Origin of the sequence: Tropicimonas sp. IMCC34043 (assembly GCF_003390845.1) — a bacterium.
In the GTDB taxonomy this organism is placed as follows: Bacteria; Pseudomonadota; Alphaproteobacteria; order Rhodobacterales; family Rhodobacteraceae; genus Tropicimonas.
Genome location: NZ_QMEK01000001.1, coordinates 1,543,185 through 1,557,914, shown reverse-complemented (window position 1 = coordinate 1,557,914; position 14,730 = coordinate 1,543,185). Strand labels below are relative to the sequence as shown.

General features: G+C 66.0%; 12 protein-coding genes. 8 read left to right on the top strand and 4 right to left on the bottom strand.

Annotated features, from left to right (window positions below; genetic code table 11):
- Positions 1–10: 10 nt before the first annotated feature.
- The 3 genes from DQG17_RS07265 to DQG17_RS07255 form a co-directional block, all read right to left on the bottom strand.
- Positions 11–1,075 (bottom strand): permease, encoded by a 1,065-nt coding sequence (locus DQG17_RS07265; RefSeq protein ID WP_116132040.1) that lies wholly within the window; start codon positions 1,073–1,075, stop codon positions 11–13.
- Entirely contained in the window at positions 1,072–1,383 is a 312-nt protein-coding gene (locus DQG17_RS07260; RefSeq protein WP_116132039.1) for a helix-turn-helix transcriptional regulator, read from the bottom strand. The genes DQG17_RS07265 and DQG17_RS07260 overlap by 4 nt, the downstream gene beginning before the upstream one ends.
- 147 nt (positions 1,384–1,530) lie before the next feature.
- Positions 1,531–3,144 (bottom strand): MFS transporter, encoded by a 1,614-nt coding sequence (locus DQG17_RS07255; protein WP_232829353.1) that lies wholly within the window; start codon positions 3,142–3,144, stop codon positions 1,531–1,533.
- A gap of 452 nt (positions 3,145–3,596) precedes the next feature.
- On the opposite strand from DQG17_RS07255, the gene DQG17_RS07250 reads away from it, so the two are divergent.
- Entirely contained in the window at positions 3,597–4,526 is a 930-nt protein-coding gene (locus tag DQG17_RS07250) for a 5'-methylthioadenosine/S-adenosylhomocysteine nucleosidase (protein ID WP_116132037.1), read from the top strand.
- Positions 4,527–4,646: 120 nt separating this feature from the next.
- On the opposite strand, the gene purL is transcribed toward DQG17_RS07250, so the two are convergent.
- On the bottom strand, positions 4,647–6,806 hold the full coding sequence (gene purL, locus DQG17_RS07245; protein WP_116132036.1) for a phosphoribosylformylglycinamidine synthase subunit PurL: 2,160 nt from the start codon (positions 6,804–6,806) through the stop codon (positions 4,647–4,649).
- 211 nt (positions 6,807–7,017) lie between these two features.
- Here purL and DQG17_RS07240 point away from each other — a divergent pair, with 211 nt between their 5' ends.
- The 7 genes from DQG17_RS07240 (at position 7,018) to lpxB (ending at position 14,602) form a co-directional block, all read left to right on the top strand.
- On the top strand, positions 7,018–7,554 hold the full coding sequence (locus DQG17_RS07240) for a DUF3611 family protein (protein ID WP_157973548.1): 537 nt from the start codon (positions 7,018–7,020) through the stop codon (positions 7,552–7,554).
- A gap of 368 nt (positions 7,555–7,922) precedes the next feature.
- Entirely contained in the window at positions 7,923–10,208 is a 2,286-nt protein-coding gene (bamA, locus tag DQG17_RS07235; protein ID WP_116132034.1) for an outer membrane protein assembly factor BamA, read from the top strand.
- Entirely contained in the window at positions 10,208–10,927 is a 720-nt protein-coding gene (locus tag DQG17_RS07230; protein ID WP_116132033.1) for an OmpH family outer membrane protein, read from the top strand. The genes bamA and DQG17_RS07230 overlap by 1 nt, the downstream gene beginning before the upstream one ends.
- A gap of 348 nt (positions 10,928–11,275) precedes the next feature.
- Positions 11,276–11,797, top strand: a complete 522-nt coding sequence (gene fabZ, locus DQG17_RS07225) for a 3-hydroxyacyl-ACP dehydratase FabZ (RefSeq protein WP_116132032.1) — start codon at positions 11,276–11,278, stop codon at positions 11,795–11,797.
- Between the two features lie 5 nt (positions 11,798–11,802).
- Entirely contained in the window at positions 11,803–12,600 is a 798-nt protein-coding gene (gene lpxA / locus DQG17_RS07220; protein WP_116132031.1) for an acyl-ACP--UDP-N-acetylglucosamine O-acyltransferase, read from the top strand.
- Between the two features lie 5 nt (positions 12,601–12,605).
- Positions 12,606–13,412, top strand: coding sequence for an LpxI family protein (locus DQG17_RS07215; RefSeq protein WP_116132030.1), 807 nt, complete (start codon positions 12,606–12,608; stop codon positions 13,410–13,412).
- Positions 13,412–14,602 carry a lipid-A-disaccharide synthase gene (lpxB, locus tag DQG17_RS07210; RefSeq protein ID WP_116132029.1) on the top strand — a complete coding sequence of 397 codons (1,191 nt, stop codon included), beginning with the start codon at positions 13,412–13,414 and terminating at the stop codon, positions 14,600–14,602. The genes DQG17_RS07215 and lpxB overlap by 1 nt, the downstream gene beginning before the upstream one ends.
- Positions 14,603–14,730 lie beyond the last annotated feature (128 nt).

Genomic DNA, 14,730 nt, shown 5'->3' with positions numbered 1-14,730 from the left:
TTTCGTCTCCTCAGAACAGGGCGTTGAACAGGAAGCCGACGGCAAGGATGCCGCTGCCGACAACGCCGATGAATACCGCGATCAGCCGCAGCGTCAGCACCTGCCGCAGGATGATCATTTCGGGCAGCGACAAAGCGATCACGCTCATCATGAAGGCCAGCACCGTCCCCAGCGCCGCGCCCTTGCCAAGCAGCGCCTCGACAATCGGGATCACCCCGGCGGCGTTGGTGTACATCGGGATGCCGATCCCCACGGCCGCCGGCACCGACCACCAGGCATCCGCCCCCATGATCCGCGCCATCAATTCGTCGGGCACATAGCCGTGGATCAGCGCGCCAAGCGCGATGCCGAGAATGATCCAGATCCAGACCTTCGCAAAGATCTCGCGCACCGCCTGCAGGCCGAGGCGATAGCGCTCGACCATGGTCAGGTCCTCGCCCTCGACGCCGCCGGGGGGTGTTGCGCCGGAATGGATCTCGCGCACCCAGTCCTGCAGCCAGCCCTCGAGATGCAGCTTGCCGATCACGAAGCCCGCGACGATGGCAATGGCAAGGCCGAAGAAAAGATAGGTCAGGGCGACCGCCGGGCCGACCAGCCCGAACAGCAGCACCAGCGCCACCTCGTTCACCATCGGCGCCGCGATCAGAAACGAGAATGTCACCCCAAGCGGCACGCCCGCCGAGACGAAGCCGATGAACAGCGGCACCGCCGAACACGAACAGAACGGCGTCAGCACGCCAAGCCCGGCCGACATCACGTTGCCGATGCCTTCACGGCGGCCCGACAGCAGGGCGCGGGTCTTCTCGGGGCTGAAAAAGCTGCGCACGACGCCCATGGCAAAGACGATCAGCGCCAGCAGCATCATCACCTTGGGCACGTCGTACAGAAAGAAGGCGATCGCCTCGCCGGTGTGGCTGTGACGGTCGACCGGGATCAGCCCTGTCAGTCGATCGGCCAGCGGCGAAAGCCGATGATAGACCAGCCACCAGAGCAGCACGAACCCCGCAACCCCCGCGTGCCACAGCAACGCTGGCGGGCGGTGACCCGGGTGCAGGTCGTGGGTTTCGACGGTCATGCGACCCTCCTTGACTGGATCTCGGGCACAGCGACGGCGTCCGCTGGCACCGCCAGTACGGCATCGAGGACCGCGGCAAGCTCTGACGCCAGTTGCGGATTTCGCCGGTAACGGACCCATTGCGCATCGCGCCGGTCGAGCACGAGGCCCGCTCGCTTCAACACCTGCATGTGCCGCGACATGCGGCTTTGCGTGGCGCCGAGCTTGCGCATCAACTCGCAGACGCAATGTTCGTCGCCATCGCGCAGCAGGCGCATGGCGTCGAGCCGGGTCGGTTCGGCAAGGGCGGTCAGAACGGACAGAATCATAGGCGGCTCCCTTCATGCGCATGTGCGCATATGGGGTGGCACGCGGCCATGATCTGGATCATCTCGCACGGCCTCCGGCCTGGCGTTCCGATCCTTCGGGGCAGGGCGTACCGGCACCGCGAAGACCGCGGCGCGGTCCGCGCAGGATCAGGGTGTCTCGTCGCGGCGGGCGTGGAGTTGCCGCGGATCGGGCGGCCGCTCGATCCAGCGGCGGGCCTTGGCGCGCGGATCGCCGCCGAGCAGTGCGACCAGCAATTTGTAATTCTCGGCATCCGTCGTCGTGCGCCGCGCCAGATGGCGCAGATAGCCGGCCCATGTGGCGGCGCGATAACTTTCGTGCCAGCGCTCGGGTTCGGCCAGATCGCGATAGAGCGACCAGCCAAGCGCCCCGTCGCGTTGCCGGATCACCCGGCGTCGTGCCATCAGTTCCAGAAACGCCTCGGTCTTCTCGTCCGGCACGATATATTCGACCTGGACCTTGATCGGCCCGCTCCGCATGTCGATGTCGAGCGCCGGAACCGGCGGCGCGGCGCCGTTATGCGGTTCGAGATTGTCGCGACCCTCTTCGGGCAGCCGCACCACAAGGCCGAGCAAACCGCCCAGCAGGCAGACCGCGGCCGCGCCGAACAGCGCCTCGGGCACGGCGAATCGGGTCGCGACCTCGCCCCAGAGCCAGCTTCCGAGCGACATGCCGGTGAAGGTGAATACCTGCAGCACCGAGATGATCCGCCCCAGCACCCAGCGCGGGGTAGAAAGCTGGACCGCGATGTTGAAAAGCGCCATCGAGCACTGCCAGGCAAAGCCCGCGATCATCCCCGCCACCCCGGTCAGCCAGACCGACCGCGACAGCCCGGTCAGCGGCAGCGCCACGGCAAGGCATAGAAAGGCGATCCGCACGATGGTCTCGGTGTCGAACCGCTCGCGCAGCCGCCGCAGCGACATCGCGGCCCCGACCGCCCCAACCCCGAAGAACCCCAGGATCAGGCCATAGGTGCTGGCGGTGCCCTGCAGCATGTCGCGGGCCACCAGCGGCAGCAGTGCCAGGAAGGACACCGCGCCGAACCCGAAGATCGCCCCGCGCATCATGATCTTCAGATGTTCGGTCGACAGCGAGGCATAGCGCAGCCCGACCCGCAGCGAGGCGCCAAGCGGCTCGCGCGGCAGCGGATCTGGCAGGCTGGCCGGGCGCCAGTTCGCTAGTGTGTAGAGCATCGGGGCAAAGCCCACGGCCGTTATGGTGAAGGCAGCCCCTGCGCCCCACAGCGCCACGATCACCCCACCGACCGCCGGGCCGACGCTGCGCATCAGGTTGAACCCCATGCCGTTCAGCATCACCGCCTGCGGCAGGTGTTCGCGCGGCACCAGATCGCCAACCGACGCCTGCCAGGACGGCAGCCGGATCGCCGTGCCGCAAGAGATTGCGAAGGTGAAGGCAAGCAGGCTCCAGGGCGTGATGATCTGCAGGGCTGCCAGACCCGCCAGCAGGGCCGCCATCGCCAGCATGAAGATCTGGGCCAGCAGCATCACCGAGCGGCGTTCGAAACTGTCGGCCAGAACCCCGCCCAGCAGCGACAGCACTGCCAGCGGCAGGGTCTGCGAGCCCTGTACCAGCGCGACCATGCCGGCGTCGTCGGTCAGCGAGGTCATCAGCCAGCCCGCGCCGACACCCTGAACCAGTACCCCGAGGTTCGCGACCAGCGAGGCGCCCAGAAGTGCGCGATAGGCAGGGTATTTCAACGGCGCGAAGGTCGAGTCGGACACGAGCGTTTCTTTCGGTCGGGCGGCGGGCATTCGGGCCGGGATCGGAATGGCAGGCGATAGAGAGGCTTTGGGGATCTTCCGCTTTCCGGTTATCGCTACGCCATCCGAACGGCCAAATGCAAATGCCGCCTGCAACGTCCGGTGCGTTGGGCGCGCCCTGATCGGGTTTGGCGAGGGCGAGGGGCAGGGCGGCCCGGAGTCGATTCGAGGTCTGGGCAGAGCAACGGCCCCGTCGCTGAAAATCCGGGCAGGTCACTCAAAATCCGGGCGCTCGCACGCTGCAATCCGTTGCGGCCTTATTGTCACGCGGGGATAGGGTCATCCACGCGAAATCGTATAAAAATATGAATTCAATAGCTTAAATCTGTCGCAAGGCGACGGGGGAGAGCTTTGACAATCCCCCCGAACCCGGCGGATCCTGCCACCGCTTGCCCACGTCAAAGGAATCTCAAATGCCCATCGTCCCCCGCACGGTCCTTATTGCGGCCGTTCTTGCCGCGCTTCCCGCTCTCGCCCCCGCCGAGGTTCTGGACCCCACGCCGCGCATCGCCGTGATTTCGGCCTTCGAACCGGAATGGACGCTGATGAAGGACGTGCTCGAGGCGCCCGCGGTGCAGGAGTTGAACGGCGTGACCTTTGTCACCGGCCGGGTCGAGGGCAAGGAGGTGGTGCTGTTCCTGTCGGGGGTCTCGATGGTCAACGCCGCGATGACGACCCAGCTGGCGCTCGATCATTTCATGATCGACGGCATCGTGTTTTCGGGCATCGCAGGCGGGGTCGATCCGGATCTCAACATCGGCGACGTGGTCGTGGCCGGGCAGTGGATCGAGTATCTCGAAGGCATCCTGGCGCGCGAGACTTCGCCCGGCAGCTTTGCGATCCCGGGGTTCCTGAAATCCGATTTCCCGAACTATGGCATGATGTTCACCGGCCCTGTCGAGGTCGCCTCGGACCGCCCCGATAGCCCCGAGCGGAAATACTGGTTCGCCGTCGATCCCGGGATGCTGGCAACCGCCACAGAGGTTGCGGCGAGCTTCGATCTATTGGCCTGCAACGCCGATAACGACTGCCTTTCGACCCCGCCGAAGGTTGTCGTTGGCGGCAACGGGGTCTCGGGGATGTCGTTTCTCGACAACGCCGATTTCCGGTCCTACCTGTCCGACACCTTCAGCGCCGAGGTGGTCGACATGGAAAGCGCGGCCGTAGCGCAGGTCGCCTATGCCAATCAGGTGCCGTTCATCGCCTTCCGCTCGCTGTCGGATCTTGCCGGCGGCGGCCGGGGCGAAAATGAAATGGGCACCTTCTTCTCGCTCGCCGCGGCAAACTCCGCAGCCCTCGTCAGGGCCTTTCTGGCTGCCTACGAGGTGCCGACAGCGCCGTGATCCGAGCGGCACGCCCCGAGCTTGTCATCGTGGCGCCGCGCAGTTGCGAGGTGCCACGGGCAATACCCCGATCCCGCCCGCCGTCCAGATGTGCGGCAGACGGGATCGGGCGGTTCTGTCTCAGCCGAGTGCTGCGGCGAAGGCGCCACGATAGAGCGTGGAAAGCTCGGCCAGCGGCGCCTCGGAGGTGCCAAGGCGGAGCTTGTCGCCGGTGAATCGGCCGACCGATGTCAGCGGGACGCCGGCCCGGCCCGCGGCGACCATCAGCGCCTCGGCCTTGTCGAAGGAACAGGCGATCAGATAGCGGCCCTGATCCTCGCCGAAATAGGTCGCGGTGTCGCCGGGTTCGAGCACGAGACCGACCTCCGCAGTTTCCGCCATCTCGAAGGCCGCAAGGGCCAGCCCGCCATCCGAAAGGTCGGTGCAGGCGTCGATCCAGTCGCGGTTGGCGCGGATGAACGCGCCGTGGCGGCGTTCGGCCTCCAGATCCACATGCGGCGCGTCGCCGTCCTCGCGGTTGAAAACCTCGGCCAGCAGGGCCGACTGGCCAAGGTGGCCGGTCGTCTCGCCCAACAGCAGCAGGACGTGGCCGGCACGGGCCGGGCGGGCGATGATATGCTCTAGATCCTCGATCAGGCCCACGGCACCGATGGTCGGGGTGGGCAGGATCGGCTCGCCGTCGGTCTCGTTGTAGAGCGAGACGTTGCCCGAAACGATAGGCATGTCGAGCGCCTTGCAGGCCTCGCCGATGCCCTGGATGGCGCCGACCAGCTGGCCCATGATCTCGGGCTTTTCAGGATTGCCGAAATTGAGGTTGTCGGTGGCGGCAAGCGGGGTCGCGCCAACCGCCGTGAGGTTGCGATAGGCCTCGGCCACGGCCTGGCGGCCGCCTTCGACCGGGTTGGCGCGGACATAGCGCGGCGTCACATCCGAGGTGAAGGCGAGCGCCTTTGAGGTGCCGTGAACCCGCACGACCCCGGCGCCCAGCCCCGGCGCGATCACTGTGTCTGCCATCACCATCTGGTCGTATTGTTCATAGACCCAGGCCTTGTGGGCGTAATTCGGCGACGAGATCAGTGCCTTGAGCGCGTCGATGGGGTCGATCTCGGGAACCGGGGCAAGCGGCTCGGCGGCCGGCGTCGGCACCCAGGGACGGTCGTATTCGGGGGCCGATCCGGCAAGCGTGGCAAGCGGCAGGTCGGCCACAATGCGGCCCTGATGTTCGATCAGGAAACGGTCCTCGGGGATGGTTTCGCCCACGATGGCAAAGTCGAGGTCCCACTTGTCGAAGACGGCGCGGGCCTCGGCCTCTTTCTCGGGGCGCAGCACCATCAACATGCGTTCCTGGGATTCGGACAGCATCATCTCGTAGGGGGTCATGCCGGTCTCGCGCTGCGGAACCCGGTCGAGGTCGAGCCGGATGCCAAGGCCGCCCTTGTCGCCCATCTCGACCGCCGAACAGGTCAGGCCCGCGGCGCCCATGTCCTGGATCGAGATCACGGCGCCGGTCTGCATCAGTTCGAGGCAGGCCTCCATCAGGCGCTTTTCCGTGAACGGATCGCCGACCTGCACCGTGGGACGCTTTTCCTCGATGGTCTCGTCGAACTCGGCCGAGGCCATGGTCGCGCCGCCGACGCCGTCGCGCCCCGTTTTTGCGCCGAGGTAGACAACCGGCATGCCGACGCCCGAGGCGGCCGAATAGAAGATGGCATTCGCGTCGGCAAGGCCCGCGGCAAAGGCGTTGACAAGGCAGTTGCCGTTGTAGGCCGGATGAAACCGGACCTCGCCGCCGATGGTCGGAACGCCGAAGCAGTTGCCATAGCCGCCGACGCCCGCGACGACGCCCGAGACGACCGAGCGGGTCTTGGGGTGGTCGGGCATGCCGAAGGACAGCGAATTCATCGCCGCGATGGGGCGCGCGCCCATGGTGAAGACGTCGCGCAGAATGCCGCCGACGCCGGTGGCCGCCCCCTGATAAGGCTCGATATACGAGGGGTGGTTGTGGCTCTCCATCTTGAAGACCACCGCCTGTCCGTCGCCGATATCGACCACGCCCGCGTTCTCGCCGGGACCGCAGATCACCTGTGGGCCCTCGGTCGGCAGGGTGCGAAGCCATTTCTTGGAGGATTTGTACGAGCAGTGCTCGTTCCACATCGCCGAGAAGATGCCCAGTTCTGTGAAGTTCGGGTCGCGGTTCAGGATCCGAAGGATTTCGGCATATTCCTCGGGCTTGAGCCCGTGGGCGGCAATCAGGTCTTCGGTCATCGCTGGTTCGGTCATGGGCACCCCCGTTGTGCAAGGGGTGTCTAGAGCAGAGCCGCGGAAAACGGAAGGGTCCGGCGCGGCTTGCTGTGTCGAGATATCTCATGTGGGGCGGAATGGGTTTGCGCTACCTATAGAGGGGCAAAACAGTCTTCAGAAAGATGGTTCTGTGGAAAACGCACCCGACGCAAAGCCCGGCAAGACCAGCGTTCCCCTCCAGACCGGCCGAATGCTGAGACGCTTCGGCTCAATCGGATTCTGGACCCAGATCGTGATCTCCGTGGTTCCGGTCATTGTCATTACGATCGCGTTCACGCTGGCCTATGGGGTTCAGTCGCCGGTCAACTCGGCCGGGTTCCTCGGCCTGCTTTCGCTGATCAGCTTTTTGCTGCTGCTGGCGACGACCTATTGGTGCTGGTACTACAGCAAGCTCGGGCAGAAGCTTCTTGGCGGCAGCGCGACGACATTGACCAAGCTGATCAAGGTCATCTGGATGGGGTTGTTCCTGACCTCGACGGGGATCGTTCTTTCGGTCGTCGTCCTGCTGAGCGAGATGACCTATCTGCTGATCCGGTTTCTGGAGGCGCCCCAGGCCGGCGTACCGGTGATTCAGACGGCCGAGGCCACGGCCTCGTGGATCTCGGCGGTGGATATCCTGAGCCTGATGACGGTGGTTCTGGCGCTGACGGGCGAGATCATCGTTCTGGTGCTCAGCCTGTGGATGCTGGCGCGGATCAAGATCCAGCACGAGCGCGCGGCAGCGTGAGGCGGGGCGCGGTCCCGCCGCGCCACCGGCGGTCGATCCGCGCGCCTGCCACCTCCAGAAATTGCTGATAGACGAGGTGGTGTTGCAGTCCCCGGGCACCTTGGCCGGGCCCATCGGGCATGGATCGGTCAAGGATCAGGCAGGTGGCCCGCCGCGCGCGCCCTGAGCGCAACACTCCGCGGCTTCGGCATTGGTTTTTACCCGCGCTGCTTTGGAGTTTTGACAACATTTGCGATGATCGCTAGCTAAGGGCACAAAGAATATAAACAGACGGCGCCTTGGGGGGCGTGAGCATGGGTCATGGACGCAGGGCAGGCGCGCAAGTGCGGAGTTTATTCGGGGGAGGCGTTGCCGCAAGGCTTCACGCCATGCTGCTTGCGATCTGCTTGATAGCTGTTCCGGCCGGATTTTTCCCGGATCGGGCATTCGCGCAAACCTATACTTTCAGCAATGTCGACATCAACGGCAACATCCGGGTGGATGGCGCCACGATCCTGACCTATGCGGGAATCGGCAAAGGCCAGCCGGTGACGGCGTCCGAGCTCAACGATGCCTATCAGCGGGTGGCCGGGACCGGCCTGTTCGAAACCGTCGAACTGGTGCCGTCGGGCAACACACTCAAGATCAACGTCCAGGAATTTCCCACGATCAACGTGATCTCGTTCGAGGGCAACAAGCGGCTGAAGGACGAGATGCTGCAGGGGCTGATCCAGTCCCAGTCGCGCCGGGTCTATTCGCCGTCGATGGCCGAGGCGGATTCCCAGATCATCGCCGATGCGTACCGCCAGTCCGGCCGGATCGCGGCCGTGGTCCAGCCCAAGATCATTCGCCGGTCTGAAAACCGCGTCGATCTGGTGTTCGAAATCTCGGAAGGCCAGGTCAGCGAGATCGAGCGGCTGTCCTTTGTGGGCAACCGCTCCTATTCGGACGGCCGGCTGCGTCGGGTGCTGGCGACCAAGCAGGCCGGCCTGCTGCATCGGGTGTTTTCCAACGATACGCTGATCGAGGATCGCATCGCCTATGACCGGCAACTGCTGACCGATTTCTACAATTCGCGCGGCTTCATCGATTTCCAGGTGCTCAGCGTCAGTTCCGAGCTTGACCGCAACCGTCGCGGTTTCATCCTGACCTTCAACCTGCGCGAGGGACAGCGGTTCAGGATCGGCGAGGTTTCGGTTGCCTCGGATCTGCCCGAGGTCGATGCCCAGAAGTTCCTGAGGGCAGCAAAGCTGCGCAAGGGCGCGATCTATTCCCCGGTTCCGATCGACACCGACGTCGCACGCATGGAGCGGCTGGCGGTGCAGGAGGGGCTGCAGTTCATCCAGATCGAACCGAGGATCACTCGCAACGACCGCGGCCTGACCGTGAACGTGACCTATGTGATCAGCAAGGGGCCGCGGGTCTTTGTCGAACGGATCGACATCGAGGGCAACGTGACCACGCTCGATCAGGTCATCCGGCGCCAGTTCGATCTGGTCGAGGGCGACCCGTTCAACCCGCGGATGGTGCGCGAGGGTGCCGACCGGATCCGGGCGCTGGGATTCTTCAAGGATGCCGACGTGCAGACCCGCGAGGGAACGTCATCGGATGAGGTCATCATCGACGTCAACGTCGAGGAACAGCCGACCGGATCGCTGGGCTTTGGCGGTACCTATTCGACCAATGACGGTCTTGGCGTCAGCATCACCTTCAGTGAACGCAACTTCCTTGGCCGCGGCCAGGGACTGTCTGCGACGATTGCCGCCACTTCGTCGAGCCAGAACCTGGCGTTCAGCTTCAACGAACCGGCGTTCCTGGGCCGCGATGTCAACTTTGGCCTCAACGCGTTCTACCGCACGACCGAGGACGACAACTCGGACTACAGCACCGACCGCGGGCTGTTCCAACCGAGCTTTTCGTTCCCGATCACCGAGCAGAGCCGGTTCGGCCTGCGTGTCGGCGTACAATACGGCAAGGTACACGGTGTCGACGATCGATCCTCGGATATCCTGCGGGTCGAACAGGAGATGGGCGGGCTGACATCGGTGCTGGCCGGCTACACGTTGTCCTACAACACTCTGCGCTCCTCGCTTGATCCGACGTCCGGCTTTCAGGCGTCGTTCAGCCAGGACTTCGGATATCGCAGCGACAGCGCAACCTGGGTTGAGACCGAAGCGTCGCTGCGTGCCAAGAAAGCAATCTGGAACGAACAGGTGAACCTGCGGGCGGAACTGGAGGGCGGGGCGCTGAACTACTTCGGCGGCGACAGCCTGATCGTCGACCGTTTCTCGCTGTCGAACAAGATCCGCGGCTTCAAGTCGAACGGCGTCGGCCCGCGCGACCTGAACGTCGAGAACGAAGATGTGCTGAACGGCAACTACTATGCCGTCGCCCGGTTCGAGACCGACTTCCCGCTCGGCCTGCCCGAGGAATATGGCATCCTCGGCGGCCTGTTCTGGGACATCGGTTCGGTCTGGGACCTGAACAACATCAACGGCGGCCCGGACGGGCAGGATCCGGTCGACGACGCATTCCATCTGCGCTCGGCTGCCGGTATTTCGATCTTCTGGGATACAGCGGTCGGGCCATTGCGGTTCAACTTCTCGCGTCCGATCCTGAAAGAGGATTACGACCAGGAGCAGAACTTCGAATTCACCGTTTCGACGCGGTTCTGATGCTTGTCCGGGGGGCCGTTCGGGCGGGTCTGATCGGGATGGCGCTGGCCTTCGCGGCAAGCGTTCCGTCGGGCGGTCCGGCAAGCGCGCAGCAGGCGACCGTCGCCGTACCGCCGCAGATCCTGACGCTCGACCAGGAACGGCTGTTTTCCGAAACGCTTTATGGCAAGCGGCTGGTGTCAGAGGTCGAACGGGTTTCGGAGGAGCTGGCGCAGCGCAACCGCGACGTCAGCGCCGAGCTTGCGGCCGAGGAAAAGGACCTGACCGAACAGCGCAAGCAGATGACGCTTCAACAGTTTCGTCCGCTGGCCGATGCCTTCGACGAAAAGGTCGTACGGCTGCGCAAGGAGCAGGACGACAAGATCGTCGCCTTGCAGCGCCAGCGCGACCAGGAGCGGCACGCCTTTTCGGTGCGGATCCTGCCGATCCTGCGCGACATCGTGGCCGAGGTCGGCGGGCTTGCCATTCTTGACGAGCGTGCGGTGATCCTTGCGTCCGATCAGATCGATATCACCGACCGGGCGATTGCGCAGATCGACGAGCGCCTGGGCGACGGCGCGCAGTTCGGACCCGCCGAGGCCGAAGATACCGGACCGGCGGACGCGCCGGCACCGGACGGGTCAGGGATTGGCGCGGGTGCGGCCGGAAATGCCGGGACGCAGCCCGGTTCGGGGAATACGCCGCTGGCGGTGCCGGACCCCGGGGTCGCCCGGCCGTGACATTTCGCCCGTGACGCAGACGCGAGGAAGCCGTGTTAGCCAACGCCGCCAAAGGCAATCCGGACCGAACAGGATCTGGCCCGAATGCAGGCCGGCGGCACCCGCAGGTGCACGCCGCCCTTCGGGCGGGCCCTCCGGGTTCGGTCCGGCAACGCTTGGACGCGGTCGGATCTTGCGCGGCGCGGGCGCAATCCGGTCCGGCGCCGCGCTGCTGCATTGGCCCCGGCGCGACCGCGACCGACGTCGGGGGCAGGGCCCATCGCTTGCCGAACCGTCACTTGGCGTGTAGGAGCGGCGCGTGGCGGGCGCGGCCGTGACCCGTCGGAGAAAGATGAGGCGCTGAGATCCATGACCGAGACACCGGGCCCGCTGCTGGAAGCGGACTATGCCACGATCCTGAAAATCCTGCCGCACCGCTATCCGTTCCTTATGATCGACCGGGTGATCGACATCGTTCCGGACAAGAGCGCGGTGGGTATCAAGAACGTCACCTTCAACGAGCCGCATTTCCAGGGCCATTTCCCGAGCCATCCGGTGATGCCGGGGGTTCTGGTGATCGAGGCCATGGCGCAGACGGGGGCGGTGCTCATTGGCGCGTCGCGCGGGATCGAGCGCGAGCTGATGATCTATTTTGCCACCGTCGACAAGGCAAAGTTCCGCCGTCCGGTGGTGCCGGGCGACGTGCTCGAACTCTACATCACGGTGAAACGGGCCGGCGCCCGGATCGGCAAGTTTGAAGGCCGGGCAATGGTCCGCGGCGAGCTTGCGGCCGAAGCCGAATTCTCGGCAATGATGCAGATGCCGAAAGAGCCCGAGACCGAGGACGCGACGCCCCGGGACGCTGCGTCCATCGAGAAGACAGAAGGCTGACCCCGATGACAATCGATGCGACGGCGCATGTTCACCCCCAGGCTCTGGTCGAAGACGGCGCCGTGTTGGGCCCGGGCGTCACGGTCGGGCCGTTTTCGGTGATCGGCCCCAAGGTGGTGCTGGCCGAAGGCGTCGAGGTGAAGTCCCATGTCGTGATCTCGGGCCGGACCGAGATCGGGGCCGGGACGGTGCTGTTTCCGTTCTCGGTGATCGGCGAGGTTCCGCAGGACCTGAAGTTCGGCGGCGAGGAAACCCGGCTGGTGATCGGCGCCCGCAACCGGATCCGCGAGCATGTCACGATCCACCCCGGCACCGCCGGTGGCGGCGGGGTCACCACGGTTGGTGACGACTGCCTGTTGATGGCCGGGGTTCACGTGGCGCATGACTGCCACGTCGGCAACCGGGTCGTCATGGTCAACAACTCGGGCATGGCAGGTCATTGCCACATTGGCGACGACGTCATCCTTGGCGGGCTCTCGGGCGTGCATCAATGGGTGCGGATCGGCCAGGGCGCCATCATTGGCGGGCTTTGCAAGGTCGAGAAGGACGTGATCCCCTTTGGCATGGTGCAGGCGGTGCCGGGCGGTCTGGTCGGGTTGAACCTGATCGGGCTGAAACGGCGCGGCATGGACCGGGCCGACATTTCGGCGTTGATGGCCGCCTACAAGGCGTTGAAATCCGACGATGGCACATTCCAGGAACGCGCGCGCGCAATCGGCGCGGCGACCGAGAGCGAGCCTGTCCGTCAGGTTGTCGAGTTCATCACCGGCCCGAGCGACCGGCATTTCCTGACCCCGGAGTAGCGCGCTTGCTGGCGCTGATCGCGGGCGAGGGGCGGTTGCCGCAGATACTGGCCGAGCGGCTGCGCGCCGAGGGCCGGGACATGGCGGTCTGCGCCTATGCGCCCGAGGGCGGGGTCCCCGAAGGCGCCGATCTGGCATTCCGGCTCGAAACCCTGGGCAGCCTTCTGAAGAAACTGCAGAAACGCGGTGCGACCGAGGTTTGCTTTGCCGGCGCGATCCGGCGGCCGAAGTTCGACCCGAAAAAGCTCGATCTTGCCACGGCGCCACTGGTGCCGCGGTTTTTGTCCGCCCTTGGCAAGGGTGACGACGGCGCCTTGCGCGTGGTTCTGGAGCTGTTCGAATCGCGCGGCATGACGGTGCGTGGCGCGCATCAGATCCTGCCCGAACTGCTGCCCCAGGCGGGCGTACCGACCATCGCCCAGCCCGACGAGGCGGCGAAGGCCGATGCCGCGCGCGCCGAGGCCATTGTTTCGGCGCTGAGCGTGGCGGATGTGGGGCAGGCCTGCGTGGTGGCCCGGCGCCAGGCGCTGGCGATCGAGGCGATGCCCGGAACCGACCGGATGCTTGCGTCGCTCGCGCGGGACCGCGCGGGGTTGCCCGAGGGCGGGATCCTCTACAAGGCGCCGAAGGCGGGGCAGGACCGGCGCGTCGATCTGCCGGTGATCGGGCCCGAGACCATCGAAGGCGCGGCCACGGCGGGGCTCTCTGGCGTTGTGATCGAGGCGGCGGGCGTCATGGTTCTGGACCATCGGGCGGTGATCGCGGCTGCTGACGCGGCCGGGCTGTTCCTTTGGGTGCGGGAGGCGGGCTGATGCGGCTTTATCTTGTGGCAGGCGAGCCTTCGGGCGACCGGCTTGGGGCGGCACTGATGGCCGGTCTGAAACAGCTTGTCCCGGGGGTCGAGATCGTCGGCATCGGCGGCCCGCTGATGGAAGCCGAAGGGCTGGTGTCCCTGTTTCCGATGGAGGAGTTGTCCGTCGTCGGGCTTGTCGACATCCTGCGCCACTATCCGGCGCTGCGGCGGCGGCTGTTCGAGACGGCCGAAGACGTGCTGGCACAGCGGCCCGACGCGCTGATCACCATCGATCTGCCAGAGTTCAGCCTGCGGCTGGCGCACCTCGTGCGCGAGCGCAATCCGGCGCAGCACAATGTCCACTATGTGGCGCCCACGGTCTGGGCCTGGCGTCCGGGACGGGCCGCCAAGATGGCGCCCGATATCGACCAGGTACTGGCGCTGCTGCCGTTCGAGCCGCCCTATATGGAAGCTGCAGGCATGCGCTGCGATTTCGTCGGCCACCCGGTGGTGTCGGAGCCGCAGGCAAGCGCGGCCGAGGCGGCGGCGTTTCGCACAGCCCACGGCATCGATCCCGCCGCGCCGCTGATCCTTGCCCTGCCGGGATCGCGCGGCAGCGAGATCTCGCGGCTCGGTCCGGTCTTTGGCCAGGCGCTGGCGCAGGTTCTGGCGGTGCGGCCCGAGGCGCGGATCGTTGTGCCGACCGTGGCGGCACGCGCCGATCTGGCGCGCGAGGTGGTCGCCGCCTGGCCCGGAGAGCCGATCCTTCTCGATCCGCGCGATTGCGATGCCGCGCAGGCGCTGGCGGCCAAGCGCGCGGCCTTCCGGGCCGCCAATGTGGCGCTTGCGGCCTCGGGCACCGTGTCGCTGGAACTGGCGGCGGCGGATACCCCGATGGTGATCGCCTATGACGCGTCCTGGCTGGCGCGGGTCTATGTCACCCGCATGCTGCTGGTCGACACGGTGACGCTGGTCAATCTGGTCTCGGAGACCCGCGTGGTGCCCGAGTTTGTCGGCAAGGCGTGCCGGGCCGAGGCGATTGCCCCTGCGCTCCTGAAGGTGCTGCAGGATCCGGGCAATCAGCGCGAGGCGATGGCGCTGACCATGGAACGGCTCGGCCGCGGCGCCGAACCGCCGGGATTGCGCGCGGCGCGCGCGGTGCTGGAGGGGATCGCCGCGCGCGGGGCGGGCGCAGGCGATCCGGGCTGAAGGTATGGTTGCGGAACCTCGGCTCCCGGACGGTTGCAGCCATGTCGTGACGCGCGTCGTCGGGCGCGGGAACCGACGGCCGGCGGATCGTCCGGCCGCCTGAAAACCCACGCACCGGCCGGCCGCCA

What these genes read in the sequence shown, in the direction of transcription:
- DQG17_RS07265 (WP_116132040.1), bottom strand. Translation starts at nt 1,075, where the DNA reads ATGACCGTCGAAACCCACGACCTGCACCCGGGTCACCGCCCGCCAGCG.
- DQG17_RS07260 (WP_116132039.1), bottom strand. Translation starts at nt 1,383, where the DNA reads ATGATTCTGTCCGTTCTGACCGCCCTTGCCGAACCGACCCGGCTCGAC.
- DQG17_RS07250 (WP_116132037.1), top strand. Translation starts at nt 3,597, where the DNA reads ATGCCCATCGTCCCCCGCACGGTCCTTATTGCGGCCGTTCTTGCCGCG.
- purL (WP_116132036.1), bottom strand. Translation starts at nt 6,806, where the DNA reads ATGACCGAACCAGCGATGACCGAAGACCTGATTGCCGCCCACGGGCTC.
- DQG17_RS07240 (WP_157973548.1), top strand. Translation starts at nt 7,018, where the DNA reads ATGCTGAGACGCTTCGGCTCAATCGGATTCTGGACCCAGATCGTGATC.
- bamA (WP_116132034.1), top strand. Translation starts at nt 7,923, where the DNA reads ATGCTGCTTGCGATCTGCTTGATAGCTGTTCCGGCCGGATTTTTCCCG.
- DQG17_RS07230 (WP_116132033.1), top strand. Translation starts at nt 10,208, where the DNA reads ATGCTTGTCCGGGGGGCCGTTCGGGCGGGTCTGATCGGGATGGCGCTG.
- fabZ (WP_116132032.1), top strand. Translation starts at nt 11,276, where the DNA reads ATGACCGAGACACCGGGCCCGCTGCTGGAAGCGGACTATGCCACGATC.
- lpxA (WP_116132031.1), top strand. Translation starts at nt 11,803, where the DNA reads ATGACAATCGATGCGACGGCGCATGTTCACCCCCAGGCTCTGGTCGAA.
- lpxB (WP_116132029.1), top strand. Translation starts at nt 13,412, where the DNA reads ATGCGGCTTTATCTTGTGGCAGGCGAGCCTTCGGGCGACCGGCTTGGG.